Consider the following 12,048-nt stretch of genomic DNA (forward strand, 5'->3'; position numbering starts at 1 on the left):
CCACGCCTCGTCGCCCCGCAGCACGTCCAGCCGCACGGTCGTGGCGCGCAGCCGCAGCTCGTTGCGGCTGGTGATCAGCACCGAGCAGCCCGGGTCGGTGGGCAGCAGCGGCCGCACCTGCTCCACCGACGCCGCGTTGTCCAGCGTGATCAGCACCCGCCGCCCGCGCAGCCGGGCCTGGTAGGCGCGGACCAGCTCCTCCTCGTCCACCGGGATGTGGTCGGCCCGCACGCCCATCGCCCGCAGGAACCGCGCCAGCACGGCGGACGTCGGCAGCGGCGGCGACGTGGAGTGCCCGCGCAGGTTCACGTACAGCTGGCCGTCGGGGTACCGGTCGCGCACCGCGTGCCCCACCGAGATGGCGAACGCCGTCTTGCCCACACCGGGCGGCCCGCACACCACCACCGTCGCCGTCGCCCGCGTCAGCAGCCCCGTCACCCGGGCCAGCTCCGCGCCGCGGCCCACGAAGTTGCCCACCGGCGCGGGCAGCTGGGACACCGGCGCCCACGTGCTCGCGGCCGGCTGGTGCAGGGCCGGGTCGCCGGTGAGGATCGCGTGGTGCACCGCGCGCAGCGAGTCGCTGGGGTCCACGCCCAGCTCCCGCGCCAGCGCCGTGGACGCCTGCCGGTACGCGTCGAGCGCGTCGGCCTGCCGGTCCACCCGGTACAGCGCCACCATCAGCTGCGACCAGAACCGCTCGCGCAGCGGGTGCTGCGCGGTCAGCCTGCGCAGGTCCGCGATCACCTCGTCGGACCGGCCGAGCCGCAGCTTCACGTCCACCAGCTCGGAGATCACCCGCAGCCGCTGCTCGGCCAGGCTCGGCACCTCGGTCTCGTGCAGCGACTCCGACGGCACGTCGGCCAGCGGCGGGCCGTGCCAGCACTCCAGCGCCCGCTCGTAGGACTCGGCGGCGCCGGTGAAGTCCTCGGCGGCGGCCTGCTTCGCGCCCTCCTCGGCGTACGCCTCGAACCGGTGCAGGTCCAGCGCGTCGGGCGGCAGGTCGATCCGGTAGCCGGTCGGGGTGGTGTGGATCAGCTGCGGGTCACCGAGCGTGCGGCGCAACCGCATCACGTACACCGGCAGGGTCTGCGCCGCGCGGTCCGGCGGCACCTCGCCCCACACCCGGCGGATCAGGTCGCTCGCGGGCACCGAGCGGTTCGCGTCCAGCAGCAGGGTCGCCAGGACGATGCGGTGCTTGGCGGCGGTGACGGGGACGGAGCGGCCGTTCCGGCGTACCACCAGGGACCCCAGCACGCCGAACTCGTCCTGCGACAGGGTGAACCGCCTCCGTTCTCTCCCGACGTTGACATGCTGGTACCCCGGTCCGCACCGCAGTACCACCGGATGGACCCCAGGTCCGTCAGAGCCTGCCCACTTCGGTGATCCGCACCGCGGCCGTGCCGATCTCGTCGGACTCGGCCAGGTCGACCTCGGCGGTGAAGCCCCAGTCGTGGTCCTTGGCCGGATCGTCGAGGATCTGCCGCACCCGCCACAGCCCCGGCTCCTCGGTGATCACCAGCAGCGCCGGGCCGCGCGCGTCCGGCCCCATGCCGATCTCGTCGTGCTCCTCGAAGTACGGCTCCAGCGCGTCCTGCCAGTCCTCGGCGGACCAGCCCGCGTCGCCGTCGAGCTGACCCAGCTCGTAGTAGTTGCGCCGCGCCGCCAGCTCCACCCGCCGGAACAGCGCGTTGCGCACCAGCACCCGGAACGCCCGCACGTTGCCGGTGACCGCGGGCGGCGCGTCGCTGAGGGATGCCTCGGCCGGGTCCTCGGACGGGTTGCGCAGCTTCTCCCACTCGTCCAGCAGGCTGGAGTCGACCTGGCGGACCAGCTCGCCCAGCCACTCCTGGAGGTCGCTGAGCTCCTCGGTCTTGGCGTCCTCGGGCACGGTCTGGCGCAGCGCCTTGTACGCGTCGGCCAGGTACCGCAGCACCAGGCCCTCCGACCGCGCCAACTGGTAGTACGAGACGTACTCCGCGAACGTCATGGCCCGCTCGAACATGTCCCGCACCACGGACTTGGGCGACAGGTGGTGGTCCGCGACCCACGGGTGGCCGCGCCGGTAGGTGGTGAACGCGGCCTCCAGCAGCTCCGCGAGCGGCTTCGGGTGGCTCACCTCCTCCAGCAGCTCCATCCGCTGGTCGTACTCGATGCCCTCGGACTTCATCGCGCCGATGGCCTCGCCCCGCGCCTTGTGCTCCTGCGCGGACAGCACCTGGCGCGGGTCGTCCAGAGTGGACTCGACGACCGACAGCACGTCCAGCGCGTAGGACGGCGACTCGCGGTCCAGCAGCTCGATCGCGGCCAGCGCGAACGGCGACAGCGGCTGGTTGAGCGCGAAGTTCACCTGGAGGTCCACGGTGAGCCGGATGTCGCCGCCCTGCCGCTCCACCACGCCCGCGGCCAGCAGCCCCCGGTACATCTGGATGGCCCGCAGGATGTGCCTGCGCTGCGCGGGCCGGTCCTCGTGGTTGTCCTCCAGCAGGTGGCGCATCGCGGCGAACGCGTCGCCCGGCCTGCCGATCACGTTGAGCAGCATGGCGTGGCTGACCTGGAAGCTCGACGTCAGCGGCTCCGGCTCGGCGGACTTCAACCGCTCGAACGTCTGGTCGCTCCACGACACGAAGCCCTCGGGCGCCTTCTTGCGCACCACCTTGCGCCGCTTCTTCGGGTCGTCGCCCGCCTTGGCCAGCGCCTTCTCGTTCTCGACCACGTGGTCGGGCGCCTGCACCACGACCGTGCCGACGGTGTCGTAGCCCGCCCGGCCCGCCCGGCCCGCGATCTGGTGGAACTCGCGCGCCTTGAGGTGGCGGGTGCGCTGGCCGTCGTACTTCGACAGCGCGGTGAAGACGACCGTGCGGATCGGCACGTTGATGCCGACGCCGAGCGTGTCCGTGCCGCAGATGACCTTCAGCAGGCCCGCCTGCGCCAACTGCTCCACCAGCCGCCGGTACTTGGGCAGCATGCCCGCGTGGTGCACCCCGATCCCGTGCCGCACCAGGCGGGAGAGCGTCTTGCCGAACCCGGAGGTGAACCGGAACCGGCCGATCGTGGCCGCGATGGCGTCCTTCTCGGCGCGGGTGGCGACGTTCACGCTCATCAGCGACTGCGCGCGTTCCAGCGCGGAGGCCTGGGTGAAGTGCACGACGTAGATCGGCGCCTCGCGGCCGTGCAGCAGCTCCTCGATCGTCTCGTGCAGCGGCGTGGTGACGTACTGGAAGTTCAGCGGCACCGGGCGTTCGGCGGACCGCACCACCGACGTCGTGCGGCCGGTGCGGCGGGTCAGGTCCTTCTCGAAGAACGTGACGTCGCCCAGCGTCGCGGACATCAGCAGGAACTGGGCCTGCGGCAGCTCGATCAGCGGCACCTGCCACGCCCAGCCGCGGTCGGGCTCGGAGTAGAAGTGGAACTCGTCCATGACGACCTGGCCGACGTCGGCGCCGGTCCCGTCGCGCAGCGCGATGTTGGCCAGGATCTCGGCGGTGCAGCAGATGATCGGCGCGGTCTCGTTGACGCTCGCGTCGCCGGTCATCATGCCGACGTGCTCCGCGCCGAACGTCTCGATCAGCGCGAAGAACTTCTCCGACACCAGGGCCTTGATGGGCGCGGTGTAGAACGTCCGCTTGCCCTCCGCCAGCGCGGCGAAGTGCGCGCCGGTCGCGACCAGCGACTTGCCGGAGCCGGTGGGCGTGCTGAGGATGACGTTCGAGCCGGAGACGATCTCGATCAACGCCTCCTGCTGCGCCGGGTACAGCGACAACCCCCGTTCCCCCGCCCACTCGGCGAAGGTGTCGTAGAGGACGTCGGGGTCGGGGGTGGCCGGCAGGCGGTCGGTGAGAGTCATCGCAGGCAGAGCATAGTGGTAGCGCCGCGCGGCCCGCGTCGTCGCGATCGCCGCCGGTCAGGCGTCCCGCCGCGCCGACGGCGGGTGACCTCCCGCCGATCTTCGCCGGGTCCGCGCCGGGGAGGTGCCCGGTTCACCCGGTGGTGTGATCGGAACCGTTGTTGCATCGAGCTGGCCATTGCGGTCGACTTGCAACTAGCGTGGGGGGCGTGTCCGAACCGGTAGCAATGCACATGAGCGACGGCCTGCTGAACGCGCCGACCTCGTTGCTGTTCGTCGCGGTCGCCGTGGCGGGGGTGGGCGTGGCGCTGGCCAAGGCCCGCGGCGACCTCGACGACCGGACCGCGCCGATGGCCGGCCTGGTGGCGGCGTTCGTGTTCGCCACCCAGATGCTCAACTTCCCGGTGCTGCCCGGCGTCAGCGGGCACCTGCTCGGCGGTGCGCTCGCCGCGATCCTGGTCGGGCCGTGGGTCGGCGCGCTGTGCGTGACGATCGTGCTGGTCGTCCAGTCCCTCTTCTTCGCCGACGGCGGCGTCACCGCGCTCGGCGCGAACGTCACCAACATGGCCCTCATCGGCACGGCGGTCGGCTACCTCACCGCGGTGGCGCTGCGGAAGCTCGCCGCGCGCAACAAGGGCGGCCTGGCCGTGGTCGCCTTCACGTCCGCGCTGGTCAACACGGTGCTGGCGTCGTTCGGCTTCGTGCTGGAGTACGCGCTGGGCGGCCAGGGCGGTGTGGCGTTCGGCACGGTCGCCACCGCCGTCCTCGGCGTGCACGTGCTGATCGGCATCGGTGAGGGCCTGATCACGGCGGTCACCGTGACGGCGGTCGCGGCGGCCCGACCGGACCTGGTCTACCTGCTGCGCGGCGTGCCGCAGAAGCTGGAGCTGAAGTCGTGAAGCGCTTCTTCCTGGGGTTCGCGGTGGTCAGCCTGCTGCTGGCTGGCGTCGTGTCCTACTTCGCGGACCCGGACCCGGACGGGCTCGACCACGTCACCGAGCAGCACGGCATCGCGGAGCACGCGCGGGACCACCCGCTGGGCGGCGGACCGCTGGCCGACTACGCGGTCGGGGGCGACGACCGGCTCACCGGCCTCGCGGGCGTCCTCGGCGTGGTGGTCACGCTCGCCGTCGCGGGCGGGCTGTTCTGGTTGCTGCGCAAGCGCTCCGGCGGGAAGGCCGCCGCGAGCCCCGACGTGGAGACCGGCGCGAAGGCCGACGCGGGGACCGGTGCGACCTCCGACGTGAAGACCGACTTGGGGTGAGCGCCGGGCACCACGGCTTCCTGCACCGGCCGGGCGACTCGCCGGTGCACCGCCTCCCACCGCAGCTGAAGATCGTCGCCGCGGTGGTGGGCGTGCTGTGCGTGGTGGCCACGCCGCGCGAGGCGTTCTGGGCGTTCGGCGCGTACCTTCTCGCGCTCGCGGTGGTCTGGGTGGTGGCCCGCGTCCCGGTGCGCTGGTTCGCCGCGCGGTCGGTGATCGAGCTGCCGTTCGTGCTGCTGGCCCTGGTGCTGCCGTTCACCGGCCCGGGGGAGCGGGTCGACCTGCTCGGCCTGCCGGTGTCCGCCGAGGGGGCGTTGGCCGGGTGGAACATCCTGGCCAAGGGCACGCTGGGCCTGCTGACGTCGTTGACCCTGGCCGCCACCACCGCGCCGCACGACCTGCTGCTCGGGTTGCAACGGCTGCGGATGCCGTCGGTGCTGGTCACGATCGCCACGCTGATGCTGCGCTACGCGGAGGTGGTCGTGGGCGAGGCCAAGCGGATGCGGGTGGCGCGGATCTCCCGCGGCGACGACCCGCGGTTCCTCTGGCAGCTCGGCGCGACCGCGCGCGGCATCGGCGGCCTGTTCATCCGCTCCTACGAACGCGGCGAGAGGGTGCACCTGGCGATGGTGTCGCGCGGCTGGACGGGCCGGATGCCCGACGGTGCCGGTGGCGGTGGTGGTGCGGCGGTCGAGCCGCAGCGGTCGGCTCCCGCGCTGGTGGTGGAGCGGCTGGCGTACGCGTACCCGGACGGCCACCAGGCCCTCTTCGGGATCGACCTGCGCGTGGAACGCGGTGAGCGCGTCGCCGTGCTGGGGCCGAACGGCGCGGGCAAGACGACGTTCGTGCTGCACCTCAACGGCGTGCTGGGCGGCGGTTCCGGCCGGGTCGAGGTGGCCGGTCTGCCGGTGGAGAAGGCGAACCTCAAGGAGGTGCGCCGCCGCGTCGGCGTGGTCTTCCAGGACCCCGACGACCAGCTGTTCCTGCCCACCGTGCGGCAGGACGTGGCGTTCGGCCCGGCGAACTTCGGGCTGCGCGGCGCGGAGCTCGACGAGCGGGTGGAGCGCGCGTTGGCCGCGGTCAACATGGGCGGGTTCGGTGACCGGTCGCCGCTGCACCTGTCGGGCGGTCAGCGCCGCCGCGTGGCCCTGGCCACGGTGCTGGCGTGCGACCCGGAAATCCTGGTGCTCGACGAGCCCTCGGCGAACCTGGAACCGGTGGCCCGCCGGGAGCTGGCCGAGGTGCTGCTGCGGTTGGACCGCACCACGCTGATGGTCACCCACGACCTGCCCTACGCCTTGCAGGTGTGCCCGCGCAGCGTGCTGGTCGACGGCGGGGTCGTGGTGGCCGACGGACCGACGCGGGAGCTCCTGGCCGACACCGAGCTGCTCGCTCGGCACCGGCTGGAGCTCCCGTTCGGCTTCCGACTGGACTAGCTCCCGATCAGGACCGGCTCCCGATCGGCCTGACAGGGGTGATCAGGGGCTGGTGCAGGTGACCGTCGGCAGGGAGTTGGTGCCGGAGTAGTTCGCCGTGAAGCCGAACTTCACCGACGTCTCCGGTGCCACCGTGCCGTTCCACGCGGCGTTCTTGACGATCACCTGCGATCCGGAGCCGGACTTGACGCCGCTCCAGAGGCTGGTGATGGTCTGACCGTTGCCCCAGGTCCAGTTGGCGGTCCAGCCGTTGTACGAGCTCTTGCTGTGGTTCATCAGCTCGACCTCGGCCTGGAAGCCACCGGTCCACGCGCTGGTGATCTTGTAGATCGCCATGCAGTTCGCGTCACCGGGGACGCTCGACGTCGTCGTGGTCGGCGTCGTCGACGTGGTGCTGGTCGTGCTGCTGGTCGTGCTCGTGGTCGTGGTGGTGGTCGTCGTGGTGGTCGTCGTGCCGCCACCGTTGCCGACCCCGGTCTCCTGACCGTTGCCACCGTCGAACACGACGTCGGAGCAGTTGTAGAACGTCTCGGTGCTGTCCGAGCGGGTCCACACCGAGTAGATGATGTGGCGACCGGACTTGCCGGAGGGCAGCTTCGCGCTCCAGTAGTACTTGCCCTCGACGCTGCCCACGGGACCGCTGTCCGGCGGGTTGGTCACGCTGTCGAACGGCGTGCTCTCCAGGTCGCTCCAGGCCAGCGGCCGGGTCGGGCTCCAGCTGTCCTTGGTGACGAACAGGTGGAACGTGCCGGGGTGCGCGGCCCACTTGTTGTAGGTGAAGTTGAAGTTCGCACCGGCGGTCAGGTGGGTGACCGGGAAGTCGTTGCGCGCGATGTCGAACCCGGAGAACGTCGGGTTGCCGCCGCTGCACAGCTTGCCGTCGGGGATGAAGCCGCTGGTGCGACCCGCTCCGTCGGACCGCAGCACACCGAACCAGTTGTACAGCGCGTTGGTGCCGCCGGACGACACCGCGGCGGAGCAGGCCGGGTTCTGGGGCTGGATGTTGCCCGTCGGGGTCAGGCCGTCCTTCCAGCACAGGAAGGTCCGGCTGCCCGGCGTCATCATCGCGCCGTGTGCCGACGCGGTGGTGGGGCCGACCACATTCACGAGCGTGGCGATCAGCAAGCCTGCCGCACCGGCCGAGGCCAGCGCGATCCATCGTCGGGCCGTCACGTCGTTCACCTCCTCGTTGAGGTTCTGGGAGCGCTCCCAGGAACGACTGACTCTAACGCTGCCGACCGCGTTATGTGAATGCTCGACTACGCAGTGCGTCCCAGCGGCGCAGCGCGTACCGCCCGACGGCCGCGTGCGGCTACACCCGGATGCGGGTCTGACGCCTGCGACGGTTCCCGGGGCGGACTGGTCCGTGCGGGCGACCCACCGGCGCCGGGTGGTGCCCTGCGTGCGGGTGGTGGGCGGCGTGCGGCACCCGGCGCAGCGGCCTGCGCAGAACGCGCTGCGCCAACGCCGTGCGGCGGTGCGGCGGCGCGGCCAGCACCGAGGCCACGAACACCGTCATCGCCAACGTGAGGACGCCCGCGAGCACGAGCGTCTCGGACGCGCCGATCCGCTCGCACAGCCAGCCGAGCAGCGGTGCGCCCACCGCGCCCGCCGCCGCGCCGACGGCCGAGTTGACCGCCAGCAGCCGGCCGCGCATCCTGTCGGCGGTGTCCAGCTGGATCCGGGTGCTCATGGTCGTGTCGATGACCACCGCCCCCCCCGCGATCGGCAGCAGCACGAGCGCGAACCCGAGCGTGCCCGGCACCAGCCCGCTGACGACCTGGAGCAGGCTCGTCGCGCAGGCGACCACGAGCAGCAGCCGCACGGTCAGCGCCTCGCGCGCCGCGGCGGCCAGCCCGCCCAGCACGGTGCCGATCGCGAACACCGTCGACAGCAGGCCGTACGCGGTCGCGTCCGGGCTCATCGCGGCCATCGTGACCTGGTAGTTGCGGCCCAGGCCGGACAGCGTGAAGCCGAGCGCGAACAGCAGGAGCAGCCGTCCGCTCGCCCCGACGTACCGCAGGCCCGCGACCACGCCGACCCGGTCGGACGAGCTGCGCTCCAACGGGTGCAGCTCGTCCCGGCGGATGGTCAGCACCGCGGCCACGACGGCCAGGAAGCTCACCGCGTTCACCAGGAACAGCGCGGGCGGACCGAGCACGGCGGCCAGCACGGCCGCGCTGCTCATGCCCAGGATGCGACCCGTGGAGCTGAGCACCGAGCCGAGCGCGACCGCGTTGCCCAGGTGCTCGCGGGACACCACCTGCGCGCCGAACCGGCCCAGCGCCGGCCCGTCGAACACCGCCACCAGCCCCGCGGCGAACGTCAGCGCGAACACCGCCGTGATCGGGGCGCCCCGCCACACCACCACGGCCAGCAGGGCGGCCAGCACCGCGTGCAGGACCTGGCAGACCAGGATGATCCGGCGCACCGGCAGCCGGTCGGCCAACGCACCCGCCCACGGCCCCAGCAGCACCGACGGCACCGCGCCCATCAGCACCGACAGGCCCACGGAGGCGGCCGACCCGGTGCTCTGGAGCACCACCCAGTTCAGGCCGATCAACTGCATCCACGAGCCGGTCACCGAGACGAGGTCGGCGAACGCCCAGCGGCGGTAGTTGCGGCCGCGCAGCGCGCGGAACATCGAAGCCCTCTCGAAGACGATCCGGGGCCTCGACGTGCGGACGTGCCCAGGTGAACGGCAGCCACACTAAGTGCGGCTTTTCCGCGTTCAAACCTGTTGTCGGGTGAAAACCGTCACGTAACGCTCTGGGTGGCCAGCACCGCGAGCCGGTCGAGTGCCTGGACGACGTGCTCGTCGGTGAGCTCGTGACCCTCGCCACCCATGGCGGACTCGTGCTCACCCCGCACGTCCAGGTGCAGCACCACCCGGCTGCGACCCGGACCGTCCTCGTCCACCTGGAGCCACCCCGAGTAGCCGCCGTCCTCCAGGTCGCCCCACTCCAGCCGGCGCTGCTCGGCGTCGGCGGCCAGGTAGCCCTCGGCCTCGTCGATGTCGTCACCGACCGACACCCGCCCGGTCACCCGCTCCGGCCCGCTCTCCTCCACCTGCACGCCGTCCGGCAGCCACGCCTGCATCGCGGTCACGTCCCGGGCGAGGTCGAAGACCACCCGCGCGTCGACCGGGATCGTCTGCTCGTGCTCGAACTCAGCCATGCGGGCATCAGTACCCCCGCCGCGGGCGGGCTACACCGGGGCGGGCGCCATCGACCCGATCGTGGCCGACTCCACCTGATCAGGTCGCACCGGGCGCATGCCCGCGTCCACGCAGCGACGGACCACGCCGGAGTGCTCCCGCAGCAACCGCAGGCCGCGCCGGGCCAGGAGCGGCACCGGCTTGCGCGCCTCCGCCACGTCCCGGACGAACCGGCGCACGAACGTCACCAGGCCGTTGGGCGCGAGCACGATCGCGTCGGCCAGCACGCCCGCCTCGCGGCAGCCCGCCACCAGCCGGTCCGCGAACAGGCCCTCGGCGATGAACAGGCCGGGCGCGGTCACCGCGTGGCAGCCCACCCGCCGGCTCTCACCGATCGAGTACACCGGCGCCTCGACCGCGCCGGTGGTGGCCAGCTCGACCACGGCGGCGAGGGCGTCGCCGGTGTTCCAGGAGCCCTCGGCGTCCCAGTCCGGCAGGCCGGCGTCGTCCCGCGGCAGCAGCGGGTCGTCACCTTCGCGGTAGAAGTCGTCGAGCCGCAGGACGGGCAGCCCGAGGCGGGCGGCGAGGGTCGACTTGCCCGAGCCGGAGGGGCCGGCGAGCAACACGGCGCGCGCGTGAACGGCAGATGACGGCACGGGACGCGATTTTCGCACAGCAGCGGACCGGATCCCGCACCGCCGCCCGTACTCGCTTTTCGCCGGTTCACGCGCCGCGGGCGTGCTCGCCCCGGTCCGTTCGCGCACCGCCGCCGAGCTCCCGCCTGGTCCGATCGCGCACCGCCACCGTCCCCGCTCCTTGTCCGACCGTGCACCGACACTGCTCCCGCTGTGCACCCGGTCTGGCCACCCGCGCGCGGGCACACCACGATGTGGGGCATGGTCGTCAGGGTGCGCGGCGTCGAGGACGCCCAGCGGATGCACGAGGAACTGCGGGCCGAGCGGCGTGGGACGGTCGCGGTCGCGCTGCCGGTGGTCCCCGGACCGACCGGCGCGGGCGCGGCGGGCGTGGTAGCCGAGGGCGGTGACCGCATCGAGCTCGACCTGGACTCCTTCACCTCGGCGGTGTCCGACCTGGACCGGTTGCACGGGGTGCTGACCGACCTGCTCTCCCGGACCGACCGGGAGATGGAGCAGTCCCTCGGTGACGGCAAGGGGCCGGTCGCGCTGAACATGCGCCGGGCGTTCAGGTTGCGCGGCGACGTGGTGGGCGGTGGTGTGCGGGCGGCGCTGCGGTCCTACGTCGAGGAGCTGACCGCTTTGCGCGAGGCGTTGCGCCAGGTGGGCGCCACGCACCAGGCCGAGGACGAGCAGGTGGCACGGACCATGGGGCGACTGTGATCGAGCGCGGCGAACGCAAGGGCGGGTACTTCTCCGACTTCCACGAGGTGTCCCGGGCGGCGCGCCGGCGCAACAGGAGGCGGGTGCGGCAGCGCGAGGCCAACCGGGAGCCGGAGAACTTCGGCAAGATCAACTGGCGGGTGTACACGCACCGGCAGCTGTGGGACATGGTGAAGTCCGCCGACGCCGCGCAGATGGCCACCCGCACGTACGAGTGGCAGCGGCTGGCCACCGACGTCGACCAGGCCACCGCGGACGTGCAGAAGATCGTGCAGTCCCTCGTGCTGTCGTGGCGCGGGCCGTCGGCGGTGGCGGCCGCCGAGTCGGTGTCCCGCCTGACCGGGTGGGCCGCGGACGCCTCGCAGCGCGCGTACCAGGTGGGCACTGGCCTGGACGGCTACACCTCGGCGGTGGTGGAGGCCGCCAAGGCGATGCCCGTGCCGGTGCACCCCGACGCCGAGAGGTGGTTCCGCGCCGGGTACGACGTGACCGCGCTCGACGGGCCGCAGGGCGCGTACATGCTGGAGCAGCTGCTGGACGACCACCTGCCGGACAAGCGCGAGCAGCAGGAGGCCATGGACGGCGCCGTCCGGGTGATGGAGCAGTACGAGGACGCCAGCCACGGCATCGGCCGCCAGCTGCCGGTGTTCGACGAGGCGCCGGTCGGCGCGCAACCGACGCCGGACCACCGGCCCGTGCCGCCGCCCCCTCCGCAGGTGCCGGTGCCGGTGCCGGTGCCGCCCGTCGTCGACGAGTGGCCAGGGCCCGACGACCAGCCCCCGTCGCCGCCGCCCGGCGTGCGGCCGGAGGGCACCACGACCGTCGCCGCCGCCGGCGGACCGGCGGTCGGTGCGCCCGGTGGCCCCGGCGGGTTCGGCGTGCCGGGAGGTCCCGGTGGGTTCGGCCAGCACGGCGGGTTCGGACCGGGCGGCGGTCACGGGCCCGGCGGTGGGTTCGGGACCGGTGGCGCGTTCGGGACCGGTGGCGCG

General features: G+C 72.7%; 11 protein-coding genes and 1 pseudogene. 6 read left to right on the forward strand and 6 right to left on the reverse strand.

Annotation, left to right across the window (positions count from 1 at the left end):
- Both AB0G02_RS15720 and AB0G02_RS15725 read right to left on the reverse strand, forming a co-directional pair.
- A partial coding sequence (locus AB0G02_RS15720) for an AfsR/SARP family transcriptional regulator (RefSeq protein ID WP_360794239.1) occupies positions 1-1,254 on the reverse strand: 1,254 nt, incomplete at its 3' end.
- 106 nt (positions 1,255-1,360) lie between these two features.
- Entirely contained in the window at positions 1,361-3,844 is a 2,484-nt protein-coding gene (locus tag AB0G02_RS15725; protein WP_360794241.1) for a DUF3516 domain-containing protein, read from the reverse strand.
- A gap of 209 nt (positions 3,845-4,053) precedes the next feature.
- Here AB0G02_RS15725 and AB0G02_RS15730 point away from each other — a divergent pair, with 209 nt between their 5' ends.
- The 4 genes and pseudogenes from AB0G02_RS15730 (at position 4,054) to AB0G02_RS15745 (ending at position 6,544) form a co-directional block, all read left to right on the forward strand.
- Positions 4,054-4,743 carry an energy-coupling factor ABC transporter permease gene (locus tag AB0G02_RS15730; protein ID WP_360794243.1) on the forward strand — a complete coding sequence of 230 codons (690 nt, stop codon included), beginning with the start codon at positions 4,054-4,056 and terminating at the stop codon, positions 4,741-4,743.
- A complete protein-coding gene (locus AB0G02_RS15735) occupies positions 4,740-5,108 on the forward strand; it encodes a PDGLE domain-containing protein (RefSeq protein WP_360794245.1) in 369 nt (122 codons plus the stop codon). Before AB0G02_RS15730 ends, AB0G02_RS15735 begins: the two co-directional genes overlap by 4 nt.
- Before the next feature lie 44 nt (positions 5,109-5,152).
- Positions 5,153-5,746: pseudogene (gene cbiQ / locus AB0G02_RS15740) on the forward strand (cobalt ECF transporter T component CbiQ); the annotation flags it as partial.
- 15 nt (positions 5,747-5,761) lie between these two features.
- Positions 5,762-6,544, forward strand: coding sequence for an ABC transporter ATP-binding protein (locus AB0G02_RS15745; RefSeq protein ID WP_360794259.1), 783 nt, complete (start codon positions 5,762-5,764; stop codon positions 6,542-6,544).
- Positions 6,545-6,586: 42 nt separating this feature from the next.
- On the opposite strand, the gene AB0G02_RS15750 is transcribed toward AB0G02_RS15745, so the two are convergent.
- The 4 genes from AB0G02_RS15750 to AB0G02_RS15765 form a co-directional block, all read right to left on the reverse strand.
- Positions 6,587-7,717, reverse strand: a complete 1,131-nt coding sequence (locus AB0G02_RS15750; RefSeq protein WP_360794247.1) for a lytic polysaccharide monooxygenase — start codon at positions 7,715-7,717, stop codon at positions 6,587-6,589.
- Positions 7,718-7,856: 139 nt separating this feature from the next.
- Positions 7,857-9,188 (reverse strand): MFS transporter, encoded by a 1,332-nt coding sequence (locus AB0G02_RS15755; RefSeq protein ID WP_360794249.1) that lies wholly within the window; start codon positions 9,186-9,188, stop codon positions 7,857-7,859.
- 113 nt (positions 9,189-9,301) lie between these two features.
- Positions 9,302-9,721 (reverse strand): SRPBCC family protein, encoded by a 420-nt coding sequence (locus AB0G02_RS15760; RefSeq protein ID WP_360794251.1) that lies wholly within the window; start codon positions 9,719-9,721, stop codon positions 9,302-9,304.
- A gap of 30 nt (positions 9,722-9,751) precedes the next feature.
- A complete protein-coding gene (locus AB0G02_RS15765; protein WP_360794253.1) occupies positions 9,752-10,327 on the reverse strand; it encodes a uridine kinase in 576 nt (191 codons plus the stop codon).
- A 270-nt stretch (positions 10,328-10,597) separates the two neighbouring features.
- Here AB0G02_RS15765 and AB0G02_RS15770 point away from each other — a divergent pair, with 270 nt between their 5' ends.
- Both AB0G02_RS15770 and AB0G02_RS15775 read left to right on the forward strand, forming a co-directional pair.
- On the forward strand, positions 10,598-11,059 hold the full coding sequence (locus AB0G02_RS15770) for a hypothetical protein (RefSeq protein WP_360794255.1): 462 nt from the start codon (positions 10,598-10,600) through the stop codon (positions 11,057-11,059).
- Positions 11,056-12,048, forward strand: a 993-nt coding sequence (locus tag AB0G02_RS15775) for a PPE domain-containing protein (protein ID WP_360794257.1), incomplete at its 3' end; no start/stop codon positions are given. The genes AB0G02_RS15770 and AB0G02_RS15775, both read left to right, overlap by 4 nt.

The organism is Actinosynnema sp. NPDC023658 (assembly GCF_040639995.1).
In the GTDB taxonomy this organism is placed as follows: domain Bacteria; phylum Actinomycetota; class Actinomycetes; order Mycobacteriales; family Pseudonocardiaceae; genus Actinosynnema.